Consider the following 17,053-nt stretch of genomic DNA (forward strand, 5'->3'; position numbering starts at 1 on the left):
AATGCTCAAAATAAAAAGAGGGAGTTCCTCACTTCAGCCACCTCTCCATCCATCCGGCTATCAGCTCAAGCCTCCTAACCCTGTGCTTCGGCTTTCCGCCCCTGCTGAGGTCGTGGTTCTCGCCGGGGAAGATGGCCAGCTCAACGGTCTTGCCTAGGTATTTGAGCGCCGTGTAGAACTGGAGAGCCTCGGGAAGCCAGCAGCGGTAGTCCTCCATCGAGTGGATTATGAGGAGCGGAGTTTCCACGTTTGGAGCATACTTCAGCGGGCTCTTCTCCCAGTAGCCGTCGGTGTTGCTCCACGGGTCGCCGCCTATCTGATCGGGCGCGAAGAAGTAGCCGATGTCAGTTGTACCAAAGAAGCTCACCCAGTTGGAGATTGAACGCTGGGTTACAGCGGCCTTAAATCTGTTTGTGTGCCCCACTATCCAGTTGGTCATGAAGCCGCCGTAGGAGCCGCCGGTGACGCCAATCCCCTCCGCATCGATGAAGTCGAAGCGCTTAACGGCTTTGTCGACGACTTCCATTAGATCCTGGTAGTCCCTCTCACCGTAGTGCCCTCTTATGTCCGCGAAGTCCTCGCCGTAGCCGTCGCTCCCGCGTGGGTTGGAGAAAATTACAACGAAGCCTTTCGCTGTTAAAACGTGGAACTCGTGCATGAAGGAGTAGCCGTAGGCTGTCTTAGGCCCGCCGTGGATTTCCAGAACGGCCGGATACTTTTTGCCCGGCTTAAAACCAACGGGCTTCATGATCCAGGCGTCTATCTCAGCACCGTCGCTGGCCCTGACGGTGAAGTGCTCCGGCTTCGAGAGCTTGTACTCCCTTATCCAGCCGTTGAAGTCCGTGACCTTCTTTTCCTTCCCGCCACGGAGAACGTAGAGCTCCGTTGGAGTGACCGCGTCCTGGGCGGTGAAGGCTATGTAGTCCCCGATGGCAAAGCTCTCGACGCCCCTATTGCCACCTACAACCCTCTCAATCTTCCCCTCAAGGTTTACCCTGAAGAGGTTTGCCCTCGGGCCATCCGTTGCCACGTAATAAACCCAACCGTCTCTGAAAACCAGCTCGGCCCTCTGGCTTCCGCGGACGTCGCAGTTGAGGGAGTTGTATGCCGAGCGATCAAGCTTAGCTGTGAGCTTCCTCATCTCACCCGTCTCCGGGTTGTAGTGGTAGATGTGGGTGTTTGTTGGAATGCCCCTCTCGCGCGTGTTTGCCTTGAGGATGAACGTGCCGTCGTCGAGGGGAATGAAGTCCTGAACGCTCCACTCTCCGGGTGTTAGGCGCTTCGCCTTCCTGCCGTCCAAGAGATAGAGGTCGCTCACCATCGGCTTCCTCTCGCGGTCTTCCTGGGCAATGAAGTAGAGCCTGCCCTTGTGGAAGCGAACCTGCGAGACGTCGAGGTTCTTGGGGGTTAAGCGCCTTTTTCTGCCCGTCTCGATGTCCACCAGATAGACGACGCTCCTCTTTCCGTAGACCCAGCCGACACCGTTGAACCAGAAGGGAATCTCCTTGATGACGTGGACGTCGTCCTTCGGCTTCTTCTCGATGTCCACTGGCGTGACGACCGCTATGCCCTTTCCGTCCTCGGTGAAGCGGAGGTTCTTAATCCCGTACTTGAACTTCGCTAAAAGCCTCGCCTCGCCGCCGTCGGTCGGGATTACGTACAGCTCGGCCTCCTTGCTCTCCTTATCTCGCTTTGATGTGAATGCTATGAGCTTCCCGTCAGGGGAGAATCTCGGGTTTCCGTCCTTCTTTCCTGCGGTGAAGGGCCTAACCTTCCTGCCGTCGTAGATGTAGAGCCTTGAGAAGTAGTCGTCCTTCTCAACGCTTATCTCCGTCACCTGGAAGACGAGCCTTTTCCTGAAGGCGTCAATGTTTCCCACGAACTTGAACTTCCCGAGGTCTTTAATGTCCAATCCCTTAGGCATAAGAATCACCGAATAAACTGGATGCATTTCGTATAAAAGCTTAGCGTTTCGATGGTTATCGAGAAGCTTTAAAAACCGCCTAACCTTTTTAAGCCCCCCCAACCTCTCTCCTATGGGGGGGTCGCCATGACCGTTAAGATTCGTTTTGACAGGGAAGTGAGAGACTACGCAAAGGGTGAGAAGGTTAAGGACTCGGTTCTCAGGCTCACCGAGACGGCTTTAGCTCAGGCGCTTGAGAAGTTCCACAGGAGAATGATAATCATAGAAGGGGACACGCTGAGGAAGGCGGAATTAGCCGGAATTCTCGCGGGAGCCTCCGCCAAGGTTCTGAGTGAGGTCATAGAAGAGCTTAAAGAGAAAAGGTTAAGGGATGAAAGTGAGGATAAAATAGAGGTTCTCTACGCCACAGATGCACTCGGCGAGGACACCTTTGGAAGGAAGCGCTACGAGGCTTTCAGGAAGCACTTCGACCTTCTGGCTGGAGGGGCTGAGGTTAAGGCGGTTACCTTCAAGCACACCCGCGATATTCTTGGCAGGACGTACGACCTGCTCGTCCTGGACATGAGCTACGATTATTCTCCAAACGACCTCGGTAGAATCATCGAGACGGTAAGGGGTGGCGGGCTGATATTCATCCTCGCCCACCCATTCGAGAAGTGGAAGAACATGTGGACGGGCTTCCACAAGAGCCTCGTCACGCCGCCCTACACCATAGACGACGTCAAAAAGCGCTTCAACAGGCGCCTCATCAGGAAGTTCACCGAGCACGACGGCATCTACATAATCACCGAGAACGGAAAGGCCAAAAAGAAGCCGAAGAGAAACAAGAGTCAGGCAAAGATTAGATCCAGAAAGGGCGTTGAGATTCCAGAAGATACCCTTTTCCCGCGCGAGCTCTACGAGATGGCCCTCACCGAGGGGCAGGTTGAGGTCCTCAAGGCCTTCGAGGAGCTGGTTGAGGAGGAGGGCATGCTCGTCCTCACCGCCGACAGGGGAAGGGGCAAAAGCGTCTCCGTTGGAATAGCCGCGATAGGCCTCGCTCTTGCCCTGAAGAAGCGCACGAGGGTAGTCGTTACCGCTCCCGAGCCGGAGAACGTCCAAAGCTTATTCCGCTTCGCCAAGAGAGCCTTAGAAAGACTTGGCTTTAAGCCCCACGTCGTCGAGGAGAGGGGCCTCATCAAGGAGCTCTACGCGAGGAAGATCGGGCTTAGATATTACCCTCCGGCCGAAGGGTTCAAAAAGAGCGCCGATTTGTACATCCTCGATGAAGCAGCTGGAATCCACGTGCCTATACTCCACAGATACCTCAGCAAACCACGTGTCGTTTATTCTTCAACAATCCACGGCTATGAGGGTGCTGGCAGAGGCTTCTCGGTCAAGTTCCTGAAGAGGGCCAGGGAGAAGAGGCAGTTTAAGGAGCTCCACATGGAGGAGCCGATACGCTACGCCGAGGGCGACCCGATAGAGAAGTGGCTCTTTGACGTCCTCCTCCTCGACGCCGAGCCTGTCGAGCTGAGGGAGAAAGACTTCGAGCTGATAAAGAACAAGGAGGTCTACTTCGAGGAGCCCGACCTCGACGACTGGTTCGAGAACGACAGGGAAGACCTCAGAAACTTCGTCGGCATCTACATCCTTGCCCACTACCGCAACAGGCCCAGCGACGTTGCCCTGCTGGCAGATGCCCCCCACCATCGGGCCCGCGTCCTTCGCCTGAAGAACGGCAAGATAGTTACGGCGATTCAGATAGCGGAGGAGGGCAACATACCCAAGAAGGTAATCGAGAAGATGGCGAAGGGCTACAAGCCGCGCGGCAACATAATCCCGGACATGATGGTCAAGCACCACATGGCGAAGGAGTTCGCGAAGCTGAAAGGCTACCGCATCGTGAGGATAGCGACGCACCCGGACGCGATGGATATGGGACTTGGAAGCAAGGCGCTGGAGCTCCTTGAGAAGGAAGCGAGGGAGAAAGGCCTCGACTGGATCGGCTCGGGCTTTGGGGCGAGTGAAGAGCTCGTGCGCTTCTGGGTCAGGAACGGCTTTGCGGTAGTTCATCTCAGTCCAGCCAGAAACCCTGTTAGCGGCGAATTCACCGCTATAGTCCTCAAGCCGATAAGCGAGAGGGCGAAAAAGATCATCAAGAAGGCCAACGACGAGTTCCGCATAAGGCTGACGGAGTGGCTGGGCGATACCCACCGCGAGATCGAGCCCGAGATAGTCAGGTGGCTTTTCGAGACACCCTTTGGAGAGGCGGTGGAGTATCCGATTCACCTCACGGAGGTTCAGAGAAAACGTCTCGACGCCTTCACTGGCAAGGTTCTCACCTACGACACCGTCGTCGACGCGGTGAAGCCAATAGTCAAGCTCTACTTCCTCGACGGCTGGATGAAGCCCTACCTTGACGAGAGGCAGATAAAGCTCCTCATCTACCGTGTTTTGCAGGCCCACAGCTGGGAGGAGACGGCAAGGCTGATAGACAGAACCGAGACATTCACGATGATAGAGGTCAGGGACATCATCAGGGGGCTGTGGTACTACTACAAGAGGATCCTGAAGTGATACCGGTTGCGGGCTGGCAGAATGCATCGGACAACCTTTAACCTTTTATACTTTGGATGCTTAATCTATTTGAATTCCAATCGATTACAGCGGTGACGCCTATGCCCAGTAGATGGGAGAAAATTATTGCAATAACAAAGGGAGGAGTGCAGAGCATAGCAACGATGAAGCTGAAAATTCAGAGGGGCAAAAAAATCGCCCTTCTTATAGACGGGCCGAATATCCTGAGGAAGGAGTTCGGGGTAAAGCTTGAGGACATAATGGAGGCGCTGGAGGAGCTCGGGAACATCCGCGTGGCGAAGGTTATTCTCAACCAGTATGCCCCCCAGGGGCTGATAGAGGCCGTGGCAAACCAGGGCTTTGAGCCCGTAATTGTCTCGGGAGAAACGGGAGTAAAAATGGCTGTTGAGGCTATGAGGGAAATCTACAACCCGCACATTGACATCATAGCCCTTGCCACAAGAAATGCGGAGTTTCTACCTGTCATTCTCAAAGCAAAGGAGAAGGGGAAGGAAACCGTCATAATAGGTGTTGAGCCCGGGTTTAGCGCTGCCCTGAAGCATGCGGCGGATTATACGATAATCCTGAGCCCGAGGGGTGGAGGACAATGAAGGACAAGCTGTTCAGGATATTAAGGCGCGGGGAGACTGAGAGGGAGGAGAAGGAAGAAGCCAGAAAGGCCAGAAAGATTCCAAAGAAATCAATAGGCCTCATAATAGATGGGCCGAATATCCTGAGGAAGGAGTTCGGGGTAAAGCTTGAGAACATCAAGGAAGCCCTTGAGAGGATAGGAAACATCCGCGTGGCGAAGGTCGTTCTCAACCAGTACGCTCCCCAGGGGCTGATAGAGGCCATAGTCAATCAGGGCTTTGAGCCCATAATAGTTGCAGGGGACACCGATGTCAGGATTGCCATAGAGGCCATGGAGTTAATATACAACTCCGATGTTGAGGCAATCGCCATAGCAACGCGTGATGCCGACTTCCTCCCCATAATAAGCGAGGCGAAGAGAAAGGGGAAGGAGGCGATAGTTATAGGTGTTGAGCCGGGCTTCAGCGTGGCCCTTCAGAATGCCGCTGATTATGTCATAACAATGGAAGGACTCCACGGCGGAGAAACCAAATAGCTTTTAAATGGCCCTCCTTCAGGTAGTATTGATGGCCATGATGCTTGAACTGGCGTTGTTTGCAGTGGGCTTAGTCATGCTCATTAAGGGCAGTGACCTGTTTGTGGAGGCCGCCAGCAGGACTGCCAAGGATTTCGGAGTGAGCGAGTTCATAATCGCCCTCGTTCTTGCGAGCATTGCAACAACCCTTCCTGAAGTTACGGTCTCCGCTCTGGCCGCATACAGGGGGGAGAGCGGTATTGCTCTGGGCAACGCCATAGGCAGCGCCCTGGCAAATATTGCCCTCATACTGGGGATTTCTGCAATGATAATGCCCCTGAAGGTTGATAAAACCGCCTGGGAAAACTCGCTCTTTCTCCTTGCTGTAACCGGTTATGCGACTTTGATAATGCATGATGGGGTGATATCCCGGCTTGATGGCCTCAGCCTGATTCTGATATATTTTGGATTCCTCTACTATCTTTACAGGAAGCACATGACGCTTGAGGAGGTTAGCGAGAGGGAGGGAGACCCCAAAAAAGATGCCCTCATCCTCCTTGGAAGCGGTATTGTCGTGGTTGTCGGTGCTAAGCTGGTCGTCAACAGTGCCGTTACGCTGGCGGAGGCTTTTGGTATCTCCGAGGCGGTTATAGGCTTAACCCTGGTTTCAATAGGAACATCCCTGCCCGAGCTGACGAACTCCCTGACAGCGACCCTAAAGAGGATACCCAACATAAGCGTCGGCAACATAATAGGAGCCGACATACTCGATATTCTCATGGTTCTCGGAATAGCATCGCTTATAAGGCCCATTCAGGTCGACCCGGAGACTTTTTCCGTAACCCTCCCGCTGGCCCTTTTTGCAATGCTAGTCCTCACGGTTTCTCTAAGATTGAACAGCAGGGTCGGGAGAAAGAGCGCCTCCATTTTCCTGGTGATATACGCATACTTCCTTTACCTGCTGTTCCACTGAAGATGGAATTCTCCGCAATATTTTTAACTCCATGATATTACCAGTTTTTGAAAATTTAAAAATCGGTTGTGGAGGGTGAAAAATGAAAAAGGGCGGTATGATACTCGGCCTGATCATCGTGCTCTCATTGATTGGCACGGTGCATCCGGTCAAAGCACAGGAGAACGAGCTCGTAATCTATGCATACGACAGCTTCGTCTCCTACGGCCTCGCAAATGCAACCATTCCAAAATTTGAGAAGATGTATGGCGTTAAGGTCAAGGTCATAACCGCCGGTGATGCCGGTGAGGTTCTCAACAGGCTGATACTCGAAAAGGACAAACCCCAAGCGGATGTTGTTATAGGTATTGACAACAATCTCCTTGCAAAGGCCATCGAGGCAAACGTCCTTGAGCCATACAAGCCGAAAAACATCGATGTCGTTCCAAAAGACCTCATATTCGACCCAACATATCATGTGGTGCCCTTTGACTACGGCTTCATAGCGGTGGTGTATAAGAAGGATAAGGTTAAAAATCCCCCCATGAGCTTCGATGACCTGACAAAGCCAGAATGGAAGAAGAGCCTTATAATCGAAGACCCCAGAACCAGTTCAACCGGCATGGCCTTTCTGCTCTGGACGATAGCTGTTTACGGCGATAGGTGGCTCTACTTCTGGGAGAAACTCAAGCCCAACATATACCAGATAACCAAGGGATGGGATGCTGGCTGGGAGATGTGGGACAAGGGGGAGGCACCCCTCTTTGTTAGCTATGCAACCGACCCGGCCTACGATGCATATTACTACACAAACGGCAGCGAGCCCAACATCGGCGCTGTAATCTTCAAAGAAGGCGGTTACCCCCAGATCGAAGGCATTGGAATCGTTAAGAACTGCAGGCATCCTGAGCTTGCAAAGAAGTTCATCGAATTTGTTCTGAGCGAGGAGTTCCAGAAGGAGGTAGCGCTCCACAACTGGATGTTTCCCGTGAATAAAAACGTGCAGCTTCCCGGAGTGTATAGGTATGCCGCAAAACCGGACAGGCTCGTTACGCTTGATCCAAAGAAGATAGAGCAGAACTACAAAAAGTGGCTTGACCAGTGGACGCAGCTAATGGTTGAGGGCAAGACTCCCGACGAAATTCTTGGAAAAACCGGCACATCGGAATCAAAGGGCTCAATCTGCGGGCCTGCGTTTGTTGTGGCTTTATCTCTGATTTCCCTGCTCTGGAGGAGGTTGGGTTTTTAGGTTTTTTAGTTTTGGTTTTCGGTTTTAATTTTTAGTTGGCCTATACCCTCCCAATTCTTGAACTCTTAATTCCCGATTCTTAATTTCTGGAAAACGGCTCTCCTCCCGTAAGAGCGGGAGAACTTGACCGGAGAACAGCTTCTGGTGCGGGGGCGGGGATTTGAACCCCGGAACCCCTACGGGACAGGACCCTCAATCCTGCGCCTTTGACCAGGCTCGGCAACCCCCGCGCCTGCATTTATTTCCGTGTTGAAGCATTTATAAATCTTTCTGTGCCTGTATGAGCGTTCGATACCGGGGGGTGTCCGAAATTATTGATGTATGTCAAGTTATGCGGTCGGTTCTTCAAATGGTGTTCCCTGAGACTGCAAAAACTTCAAAATAATGAACCGTCAAACAAGACAATCCCACCTCTTGGACACGCCCTTAGATACCGAAAAACTTATAAAATGAAGTTCAGCCGTTATAATTGGCTGGGGGCCGGTAGCTCAGCATGGTTAGAGCGCGGGACTCTTAATCCCGTGGTCGGGGGTTCGAATCCCCCTCGGCCCGCCATTCACATTTGCGGTTCTTCTCGATTATTGAGTCCAGAAGAAGCGCCCAGACTAAGAAGAAGGAGTTAAGAAAATGAGTTTTGAAGCTTTGGGGCTTTCAGAGAACACTCTGGACGCCGTTCGCAGAAAGGGCTTTTCTGAGCCCACCGATATTCAAAGGGAAGTTATACCCCGCCTTCTGGAGGGGGAGAGGGATATAATAGGGCAGTCACAGACAGGGACAGGTAAAACAGCGTCATTCGCCCTGCCACTCATCGAGATGATTGATGAGATGGAGAGATCCGTGCAGGCTATAATCCTCACACCCACGAGAGAGCTGGCCCTGCAGGTTGCGGATGAAATAAAGTCCCTCAGGGGAAGAAAAAGGATAAGGGTTTTTGCCGTCTATGGGGGCCAGCCGATAGGTCCCCAGATAAGGGCTCTGGAGAGGGGGGTTCATATAGTTGTTGGAACTCCGGGGAGGGTTCTTGATCACCTCAGAAGGGGAACCCTGAGGCTCGATGGAATAAGGTACTTCATTCTCGATGAGGCCGACAGAATGCTTGATATGGGCTTCATAGACGATATAAAGACCATCCTCAGGGAAACACCCGAGGATAAGAGGGTTCTGATGTTCTCCGCTACAATGCCGAGGGAGATAATCCGGCTGGCGAAGAGATACATGGGCGATTACGAGCTGATAAAAACATCGGAGGATGAACTTGTCCCGGAGCTTGTGGAGCACGAGTACGTGGAGGTTGTGCCCGCGAGAAAGCTCTCCCTCCTGAAGGACATACTCGACGAGGGATTCTACGGAATTGTCTTCTGTCAGACGAAGAGGGAGACGCGGGAGCTTGCCGGCAAGCTCGCCCGTGCGGGCTATCCTGCAGAGGCTCTAAACGGGGACATGACGCAGAGGGCCAGGGAAAGCACCTTCTGGCGCTTTAAGAGGAGAAAAACAAAAATCCTCGTTGCGACGGATGTTGCCGCAAGGGGAATAGATGTTCGGGAGATAACCCACGTGGTCAACTACTCCCTTCCCCAGAACCCCGATGCATACATCCACAGGATCGGGAGAACAGGGAGAGCGGGGCGGAAGGGAACGGCGATTACCCTCATAATGCCGGGAGAGTATAAGAAACTCCGTTACATAGCTCAGGTCGCGGGAATCAGGATTAACAAATCGGAGCTTCAGGGGGACTACAGACCGAGTAAGGAGGATTATGGCTATTATTCAGAGCATGAAGGGCATGAGAGGCGAAACTACCCCAGAAGAAGATACAGAAGGTATTAGGGTTGGCTTTCTTGCCTGTGCAGATGGTGGGCTTTTCGCTCCGTTTTTATTTTCCATTCCAGCCAGAAGGATGATCAGTCTTCAAATAGGCTTTTGGAAGGAACGTATAAAAAACCATGGCAAAAACTCTTTAAATTCCGGGGGATAGGTGTAAGGGAGGGGGTGAGGAAGATGCTCGAATCACTGTGGAGCTTTATCAACCAGTATTTCATCCAGCCGATGTACACGAGAAGCGGTTACAACGCGTATAACACTTTTATATATGCATTCCTCTTTGGCTTTGGAGTCATATATTCATATAGATATATAATCAGACCCCTGAAAATTAAGGTCGATGAGAGGCTTTTCTGGGCTGTTACGCCGATGATTGTTTTTGGAGCGACGGTCAGGGCCCTCGTTGATGGCGGCGTTCTGCCGGAAAATCCGTGGATTCTGACGCCCGGAATATTCTTCACGGCTTTCCTCCTGATAGTCCCGGCATTGGTTATTGATGCAAGGATGAAAACCTATCCTAAAATCACTGTGGCATGGGGGCTGGTTCTTGCCCTCTGGGCCAACTACATGCTCGTAACCCATGCCAGGAACTGGGAGCCCTACGAGCTTACTTTGCTGCACACGTTCGTCTCGTGGGTTCCTGTTTTCGTGATTTACAGGTACAGGCCGTTTGACAGGCTCTACCTCTATCCGGTGCTGGCTCACCTGTACGACATGGGGTCAACGGTCGTTGCCATACACTTCTACGGCTACCGTGAAGTGCACTGGCTTGAGAACATCCTCGTGGGGCATTTCGGAGCATACTTCTACTACCCGTGGATAACCTTCATACTTGTGGTCGTCTACTATGGGCTCAGGTGGCTCGTTCCCGACGAAGAGGAGCGCTATTTCTGGTACCTCGCAATATACATTCTCGGCTTGGGGCCCGCCATAAGGGATCCGGCGCAGATGGTGATGCAGATAGGAGGCTGAGCATTCAGCCGTTCCTTTTTCCTCTTCCATCCGGCCTTCTCCGGGTCTGGTTCCGTGTTCTCCCTTTTCCTTGGTCTCTCTGGCTTGCAGGCCTTTGATACCCCCTCCTGCCCCCGTAGTCCCGGCGTATCATCCTGCCCTCCTCAATTTCCCTTCTAAGGAGCTTGGCCTCCTCCTCGGCACTCCTTACGCGGAATACCCTCGCGATTCTCTCTATCGCTTCGAGCTTCCTCACGATGCCGTCGAGCCACGTGAAGACGTCGCCCGGATAGACTATCAGCCCGTAGACCTTCCTGAAGTGCTCCGCTATCTGGGTCGGGTGTTTGCCGTTCCTCCTCAGCTCAATTATCATATCGCTCACGCGCTCCATCGCGTGCTCGGTGCAGTCTTCTTCGCCACACATGAAGAACTCCTGATAGAGCGTGAAGAGCCTCTCGGCGGCGTTGGGGCTCAGCTCGGGAATCACTTTATCCAGTTCATCGAGTATTGAGGCAAAGCTCGGCGAGAAGACGTTTGCACTCAGCCTCCCCCTAACTGCCCCCTCAAGCTCCCTCTGGAGCGTCCCGCTAAGGTAGAGGTTCTCGAAGGGGAGGAGCTTGACGGCTATCCACCGGGCGGGCTTCTTTCCGAGGTTATCCCTTATGAACTCCGCCTCCTCGGGCAGGAGGAAGCTCATGCTGACCGCTCGCCCGTAGGGCGTGACCTCAACTAAAGAGCCCCTGAGCCGGACGAAGCCGAACTCCCCAAGCTTTTCGAGAACCTTCTCGGCGCTCTGGTTGGCGCCGAGGCATTTGGACTGGACATCCTCGATGACGTCGAGGCGGTTGAAGACGCAGGAATGTGCTAAAACGTTGTCCTGCTCCAGCTCATCGCTCCACTCGACGAGGACGGGCTCAATCGGTGCGGTGAGGAGCTTGAACGCAACCTCGTCCTCCGAGCTTTCCATCTGGGCAGAATACTTCCTCCCGGGCTCGACTATGAGATATACCCTGCCCTTCTCGTGGTAGAGGGGCCTTCCCGCCCTTCCGAGCATCTGGTGGAACTCTCTCACCGTTAACCACTTGTTGCCCATCGCGAGGCTCTCGAAGATGACCTGAGAAGCTGGGAAGTCAACGCCGGCACCTAGGGCGGCGGTTGTAACCACAACGTCGAGCCTCTGGGCCAAAAACTCCATCTCGGTGAGCTTTCTCTGCTTGTAGGGCAGGCCGGAGTGGTAGGGCTTCGCTTTCAGGCCTTTGCTCGTGAGATAGGCAGATAATTCATGAGTCCTCTTGCGCGAGAATGTGAAGACTATCGTCTGTCCCCTGTAGCCCTGCCTTGACTTCTTGTTTGCCTCTGCACGGCAGAGAACCGCTATGTGGCGCCACTTCTCGCTCTCATTCCTCGCTATGATTATGTGCCTCTCCAGATCAACCGGCCTCTCGTCGTAGAGGACAAGCTTCAACCCGAGTTCTCTGGCCAGCTCGTCAGGGTTCCCGACGGTGGCGCTCAGGCCTATGAACTGGGCATCTGGGTAGAGCCTCCTTAAGCGAGCTATTAAACCGTCCAGCCTCGGCCCGCGCTCCTCGTCGTCTATCATGTGGATTTCATCTATCACTATGGTTCCGACATTGCCGATCTTCCTCCCGGCCCTTAGGAGGTAGTCTATCCCCTCGTAGGTTCCGACGATTATGTCCGCGTCTATCCCAGTATCAACCACAACAAGCTCGTCCCTCGTCTTAATCCTGCTCATTCCGACCCTAATGGCCACGCGGAGGCCGAGCTTGGAATATCTCCGTTTAAAGTCCTCGTACTTCTGGTTTGCCAGAGCCACAAGCGGAACGAGGAAGAGAAGCTTTTTCCCCTTCATGGCCTTTGGGACGCCGGCCAGCTCACCGATGAGGGTCTTACCGCTTGCTGTGGCAGAGACCACGAGGAGGCTCTCACCTTCGAGGAGGCCGTTTTTTATAGCCAAACTCTGGACGGGGAGAAGTTCATTGACCTCCTCCGCCTTGAGAACGGATTTAAACCCCTCCGGGAGGTCGAGCTCGTCGACCTTTACCCTATCCACCCTGACGTGTTTTGCCTTCAGCTCGTCCCACCTGGTTATCTCGGGATGCTTCGTCGGGTCAAAGCGGGGGTCGAAGGCGTAGAGAACCTTATCGAGGTCTCTAAACCTGTCGAGGAGCTTCTTCGCCTGGTCGAACATGGCGATGCTTCTGAACCTGAAGCGGAGCTCCCTCTTCAGTTCGTCCTCGGCGCAGCGCTCGCATATGTATTCATTGTGGTATTTAATCCGGTTGCCCTCGGTGAGGACGGTGATTTTACCCCCCAGAAGGCACAGCCTACAGAGTTCGGCCTTTTCAACGCGCCTGTTCTGGAGCCTCCTCCTGAAGTAGTCCTCCCACTCGTCGGCATTGACGAGAACTATTCTGCTCTGCCTGAGTAGCTTCTCAATCTCCTTGGGGTTGCGGTACTGGCTCCCCTCAAGAACCTTGAAGAGCCTTCCCTCGCGCATTATAAACCTGTAGATTTTATCAGCTTTGAGATTTTGCATCCCTGAGAGCTTTTCGGGCTCGCTCTCGATGAAGAAGGCATCTAACTCGTTTTTCTTTCGCCCCTTCCTCATTACAAAGAGCATCTTCACCGCCTCTTGGGGATCACAATGCCGCTCTCCTTTATCGTGTCGAGTATTATGGTAACCTCCGCCCTCTTCATGTTCTTTCCGAAATACCTCCTTGAAAGCTCCCCGAGAAACTTTCTGACGCCGTCAACGTCACTGAAATTGGCCCTGATAATGATCTGGGCTTCTCCGGTTCTCCTGTAGATTCCCTGTACATGTTCCAGCTCTGCCAGACGGTAGAGGGTTCTGTCTGTTCTGTCATCATCCACCATGAGCTCCACCTCTATGATGGCCTGGATGAACTCGTTTAGAAAGGCGGGGTCGACCACCGCTGTGTATCCCCTGATGGCCCCTAATTTTTCAAGCTTCTCCAGTCTGCTTTTAACGCTCGCGGGGGATAAATTAACTTTATTCCCGAGTTCTGTCAGGGTAATCCGTCCATTTTTCCTCAGCTCCCGTAAAATGGCCTCATCTTTTTTGTCAATCCCCGGCATGATGATCAGAAGAAGAATGAAAAAAGGGAGTTATTATCTTTTCGCTCAGCGGGTTATCTTTATCTCCCTCATCAGCTCAAGGGGCTCCGGGTTCTTCTCGAAGTACTCCCTGACCGGCTTGAGGAGGTCAATGAGGTATTCTGCCACCGCGTTCTTGAGGTCGAGCGGGTGGAGCTTGCCCTCGGCAAAGTCTCTCTTGAGCTCCTCAATGGTCGTGTAGGTAACGTCGCCGCCGAACTTGGCCGGCCTGTGGATTGTGAACTCCGTTGGCTCCTCGCGGAAGATTATGTACTCCGCCCAGTCGAGGACGGGGTTGTACTTGACCTCTCTGGCCGGGCAGAAGGCCTTCCTGAGTTTTTGCTTTATCTCCTCCGGCGTGTCGTGGATGAAGACCGCCGAGTAAGGCTTGCTCTTGCTCATCTTCATCTGGGTCTTCAGCTCCTTGAACTTCTCCTCGCTCTCTATCGGCCAGACCGGCGGCTCCTGCAGGCCCAGGAGGGGGTGGTGGTGCAGAGCGACCGGCTTGAGCTTCTCCCCCTTCCACTCAAGGGGATGATATTTCAGCTTTTGAGCGACTTCAATCGCTATGACGTGGGCCTTCCTCTGGTCCATTCCGGCGTGGGCTATCGTGACACCCTGGTAGAAAATGTCAGCCACCTGCATCGCCGGGTAGATAAGCTTGGCAAAGTCTATCGCTTCACCCATCTGCCTGCCCATTATCGTTATCGAGCGCATCATCCTCGCGAGGGTGACGTTCTTGGAGATGTCTATGACCGTCTGCCAGTAGTCGCCCTTCTCCAGTATCTCACTCGCCAGAACGAACTCGACCTTCTCCGGGTCGCCGCCCATAACCTTTATGCTCTGCTTCATTCCCTCTTTGAAGTAGCTCAGCGCGACCTTCTGGATGACCTCAAGGTCTCCACCGAGCTTGTCGTTTATCCAGCTGTGCCAGTCCGCTAGGAATATCCTCGTCTTGATTCCAGCCTTCTGGAGGTCGGCTATCTTCGCTCCCGCCATAAGCCCGGTTCCGAGGTGAATGTAACCGCTTATCTCGAACCCGATGTAGTGCTGCATTGGAACGCCGACTTCAAGCATGTGCCTGAGGTTCTCCTCCGTCAGGAGTTCCTCCGTGGGCTTCCTCGTTATCAGTGCAACTCTTTCCTCAATATCCATATCAACCACCTAAATGGGAAAGACCCTCATCCTTTAAGGGTTTTGCGGCCTCCTCCAGCACGGGAGATTCATAAGGTTTATAACTCTGGAATGATTATAATCGTTGGTGATACCATGAGGAAGGCAGCAGTTTTAGTAGCTGTGTTTATGTTTTTTGGTGTTTTTGGGTTTGCACTGGCCAGTGCAACTACTGTAGCAGTAGATTTGGCTCATGGAGAGAATGCCAAGTATCTCTCTGGGGATGTAATTGACAAACAGACCAATAAGACTCTTGCCCACGGGATTACAAAGACCATAACGGACGTCCAGTGGGCTTACTTTGGAGATCCGACCCAGGCAGAGACGCTTGGAATAAAGAACCTCGGGGATAAGATTACCGCAGATGCCCTGAAGAACGTCGATGTCCTCATCCTCGGCCAGCCAACAAGTCCTTTTGACCCTGAAGAAATTCAGGCTATATCCGATTGGTTCAAGCAGGGAGGAAAGGTTCTCTGGGTTGCAGCTGATTCCGACTATGGAAGCGGTGTTCAGGCACAGGATGTTGCCGACAGTGTTCTTGACATGATTGGGGTTGGAAACCTGAGGGTTGACCTGTGTTCGGTTGAAGATCCGACTAGCAATGCCGGCGCAGGCTACAGGGTTGTTGGCATCGTCAATCCGGATCCGGACACGCCAATGAAGGATTTGATAACCAAGGGCTTCAAGAACGGCGGGAAGGTCCTCTACCACGGGCCGGGCGTCGTTGCTTACGTGGATGACCAGGGCAACTGGAAGCCGCTCGTCGGTGACAAGGTTCCGGAGGGCATCTACAGGATTGTGAAGACTTCACCCGACGGAACGATAGTTGAGAACAACGATCCTCCGGCGAATGCATACTCCGCAGGTGACAACGGTGAGTTCCCGCTCCTCGTTGCTCAGGTTGTTAAGCTCGACAACGGGAAGAAGAGCATACTCATAGTCAGCGGTGAGAGCCCCTACGGAGACTATGAGCCAACGTGGTCCCCGAAGTACCACGGTGTCCCACTCGACGGCCCGCAGTTCGTCACAAACATACTCCACTGGGCAATCGAGATGGCGACCTACGAGCCGCTCAAGGATGTTGTTGAGGTTAAAGACCCCGAAGGAGACGATCACGGTCCGGGAACATACACCTACCCGACAGACAAGGTCTTCAGCCAGAAGGGGCTCTTTGACCTGACGGATGTAAAGATCAAGGAAGGCACGACCAAGTACGTCATAGAGTTCTACTTCAAAAACCTCGGAGGCAACCCGTGGAACGGGCCGAACGGCTTCAGCCTGCAGATAGTTGAAGCATACTTTGACTTCAAGGATGGAGGAAGCACAAATGCCATAAAAGAGGCCAAAAACGGTCCGGGAAGCAACGTCCAGCTTGACCCCAAGCATCCGTGGGATGCCGCAATAAGGGTCACAGGATGGGAAAGCAAGCTCTTCCTCCCGGATGGAAAGACGGTGGATATAAAGGCCAAGGCAGACCTCGACAAGAACGTTATTACAGTGGAGATTCCAAAGGACTACCTCAAGATTGATGAGAACACCTACATGAGCGTCCTTGTTGGAAGTCAGGACGGATTTGGCATTGACAACTGGAGGGCTGTTGCACCCAAGGCCGAGCAGTGGAAGGTTGGAGGAGCAGATACAGATGCCGTTGTTGCAGGCGTTGCTCCGAGAGTCCTCGACCTTCTCGTTCCTGCCGGATTCAAGCCCACACAGGAGGAGCAGCTGAAGAGCTATGATGCAAAGGCCACCAAGCTCGCAACAGTCGACATGATTCCGCTCTTCAAGAAGGAGACACCAACCCAGACGAGCACAACCACCACAAGCAGCTCCACGACCACAACATCATCAACCACCTCAACGAGCAGCAGTCCATCGGAGACATCATCAAGCAGTGCATCACCAACATCCACCTCAACGGGTGGAGGTGTCTGCGGTCCGGCGGCTCTCGTCGGCCTCGCACTGATACCCCTCCTCCTCAGAAGAAGAAAGTGAGCTTTCCTTCACCATTTATTTTTCCATAAATCCGCTGGTCGGTTCAAAATGCCGTTCGCCCCTGTTTGCCGGGAAAACGTAAATTATTTTCGTGTTGATGTTTTATTTGATATTTTTTCAGGCCTCTGGGTGGGTACGGTGTTCAAAAATTTTGCTCTTGAGAGGGAAAGCAACTTTTTAAAGCCTAAAATC

Annotated in this window: 12 protein-coding genes and 2 tRNA genes; 9 read left to right on the forward strand and 5 right to left on the reverse strand. The window is 53.1% G+C overall.

Going from position 1 to position 17,053, the window contains the following annotated elements; translation table 11 throughout:
- Positions 1-28: 28 nt before the first annotated feature.
- The gene (locus tag ACYQ27_RS02900) at positions 29-1,924 is read right to left on the reverse strand and encodes a dipeptidyl-peptidase 5 (RefSeq protein ID WP_460041772.1); all 1,896 of its coding nucleotides are present in this window, start codon (positions 1,922-1,924) and stop codon (positions 29-31) included.
- 126 nt (positions 1,925-2,050) lie between these two features.
- Between ACYQ27_RS02900 and ACYQ27_RS02905 the strand changes: the two genes are divergently transcribed.
- The 5 genes from ACYQ27_RS02905 (at position 2,051) to ACYQ27_RS02925 (ending at position 7,789) form a co-directional block, all read left to right on the forward strand.
- Complete coding sequence (locus tag ACYQ27_RS02905) at positions 2,051-4,483, forward strand: tRNA(Met) cytidine acetyltransferase TmcA (RefSeq protein ID WP_460040970.1); 2,433 nt, start codon at positions 2,051-2,053, stop codon at positions 4,481-4,483.
- 101 nt (positions 4,484-4,584) lie between these two features.
- Positions 4,585-5,094: a TIGR00288 family NYN domain-containing protein gene (locus tag ACYQ27_RS02910; RefSeq protein WP_456453502.1), complete on the forward strand. Its 510-nt coding sequence runs from the start codon at positions 4,585-4,587 to the stop codon at positions 5,092-5,094.
- Positions 5,091-5,609: a TIGR00288 family NYN domain-containing protein gene (locus ACYQ27_RS02915; protein ID WP_456453503.1), complete on the forward strand. Its 519-nt coding sequence runs from the start codon at positions 5,091-5,093 to the stop codon at positions 5,607-5,609. The genes ACYQ27_RS02910 and ACYQ27_RS02915 overlap by 4 nt, the downstream gene beginning before the upstream one ends.
- 37 nt (positions 5,610-5,646) lie before the next feature.
- A complete protein-coding gene (locus tag ACYQ27_RS02920) occupies positions 5,647-6,561 on the forward strand; it encodes a calcium/sodium antiporter (RefSeq protein WP_456453528.1) in 915 nt (304 codons plus the stop codon).
- 82 nt (positions 6,562-6,643) lie between these two features.
- Positions 6,644-7,789 (forward strand): thiamine ABC transporter substrate-binding protein, encoded by a 1,146-nt coding sequence (locus ACYQ27_RS02925; RefSeq protein ID WP_456453504.1) that lies wholly within the window; start codon positions 6,644-6,646, stop codon positions 7,787-7,789.
- A gap of 142 nt (positions 7,790-7,931) precedes the next feature.
- On the opposite strand, the gene ACYQ27_RS02930 is transcribed toward ACYQ27_RS02925, so the two are convergent.
- Positions 7,932-8,019: transfer RNA gene (locus tag ACYQ27_RS02930), tRNA-Leu, on the reverse strand.
- A 247-nt stretch (positions 8,020-8,266) separates the two neighbouring features.
- Here ACYQ27_RS02930 and ACYQ27_RS02935 point away from each other — a divergent pair.
- From ACYQ27_RS02935 to ACYQ27_RS02945, 3 genes are all read left to right on the forward strand, one after another.
- Positions 8,267-8,344 (forward strand) — tRNA-Lys (locus tag ACYQ27_RS02935).
- A gap of 72 nt (positions 8,345-8,416) precedes the next feature.
- Positions 8,417-9,616: a DEAD/DEAH box helicase gene (locus ACYQ27_RS02940; RefSeq protein WP_456453505.1), complete on the forward strand. Its 1,200-nt coding sequence runs from the start codon at positions 8,417-8,419 to the stop codon at positions 9,614-9,616.
- A 171-nt stretch (positions 9,617-9,787) separates the two neighbouring features.
- The gene (locus ACYQ27_RS02945) at positions 9,788-10,582 is read left to right on the forward strand and encodes a DUF63 family protein (protein ID WP_456453506.1); all 795 of its coding nucleotides are present in this window, start codon (positions 9,788-9,790) and stop codon (positions 10,580-10,582) included.
- Between the two features lie 4 nt (positions 10,583-10,586).
- Here ACYQ27_RS02945 and ACYQ27_RS02950 read toward each other — a convergent pair whose 3' ends face one another.
- The 3 genes from ACYQ27_RS02950 to ACYQ27_RS02960 are packed head-to-tail and all read right to left on the reverse strand — an operon-like array spanning position 10,587 to position 14,851.
- Positions 10,587-13,202, reverse strand: coding sequence for a DEAD/DEAH box helicase (locus ACYQ27_RS02950; protein WP_460040971.1), 2,616 nt, complete (start codon positions 13,200-13,202; stop codon positions 10,587-10,589).
- A 2-nt stretch (positions 13,203-13,204) separates the two neighbouring features.
- Positions 13,205-13,678, reverse strand: coding sequence for an Lrp/AsnC family transcriptional regulator (locus ACYQ27_RS02955; protein WP_456453507.1), 474 nt, complete (start codon positions 13,676-13,678; stop codon positions 13,205-13,207).
- Positions 13,679-13,723: 45 nt separating this feature from the next.
- A complete protein-coding gene (locus ACYQ27_RS02960; RefSeq protein WP_460041773.1) occupies positions 13,724-14,851 on the reverse strand; it encodes a tyrosine--tRNA ligase in 1,128 nt (375 codons plus the stop codon).
- Between the two features lie 90 nt (positions 14,852-14,941).
- Here ACYQ27_RS02960 and ACYQ27_RS02965 point away from each other — a divergent pair, with 90 nt between their 5' ends.
- The gene (locus ACYQ27_RS02965; RefSeq protein ID WP_460040972.1) at positions 14,942-16,861 is read left to right on the forward strand and encodes a glucodextranase DOMON-like domain-containing protein; all 1,920 of its coding nucleotides are present in this window, start codon (positions 14,942-14,944) and stop codon (positions 16,859-16,861) included.
- The last annotated feature ends 192 nt before the right edge of the window (positions 16,862-17,053 follow it).

It is taken from the genome of Thermococcus atlanticus (genome assembly GCF_054657855.1).

Bases quoted from the DNA above. Each gene is read 5' to 3' on its own strand.
- ACYQ27_RS02900 (WP_460041772.1), bottom strand. From the start codon at position 1,924: ATGCCTAAGGGATTGGACATTAAAGACCTCGGGAAGTTCAAGTTCGTG.
- ACYQ27_RS02905 (WP_460040970.1), top strand. From the start codon at position 2,051: ATGACCGTTAAGATTCGTTTTGACAGGGAAGTGAGAGACTACGCAAAG.
- ACYQ27_RS02910 (WP_456453502.1), top strand. From the start codon at position 4,585: ATGCCCAGTAGATGGGAGAAAATTATTGCAATAACAAAGGGAGGAGTG.
- ACYQ27_RS02915 (WP_456453503.1), top strand. From the start codon at position 5,091: ATGAAGGACAAGCTGTTCAGGATATTAAGGCGCGGGGAGACTGAGAGG.
- ACYQ27_RS02920 (WP_456453528.1), top strand. From the start codon at position 5,647: ATGATGCTTGAACTGGCGTTGTTTGCAGTGGGCTTAGTCATGCTCATT.
- ACYQ27_RS02925 (WP_456453504.1), top strand. From the start codon at position 6,644: ATGAAAAAGGGCGGTATGATACTCGGCCTGATCATCGTGCTCTCATTG.
- ACYQ27_RS02940 (WP_456453505.1), top strand. From the start codon at position 8,417: ATGAGTTTTGAAGCTTTGGGGCTTTCAGAGAACACTCTGGACGCCGTT.
- ACYQ27_RS02945 (WP_456453506.1), top strand. From the start codon at position 9,788: ATGCTCGAATCACTGTGGAGCTTTATCAACCAGTATTTCATCCAGCCG.
- ACYQ27_RS02950 (WP_460040971.1), bottom strand. From the start codon at position 13,202: ATGCTCTTTGTAATGAGGAAGGGGCGAAAGAAAAACGAGTTAGATGCC.
- ACYQ27_RS02955 (WP_456453507.1), bottom strand. From the start codon at position 13,678: ATGCCGGGGATTGACAAAAAAGATGAGGCCATTTTACGGGAGCTGAGG.
- ACYQ27_RS02960 (WP_460041773.1), bottom strand. From the start codon at position 14,851: ATGGATATTGAGGAAAGAGTTGCACTGATAACGAGGAAGCCCACGGAG.
- ACYQ27_RS02965 (WP_460040972.1), top strand. From the start codon at position 14,942: ATGATTATAATCGTTGGTGATACCATGAGGAAGGCAGCAGTTTTAGTA.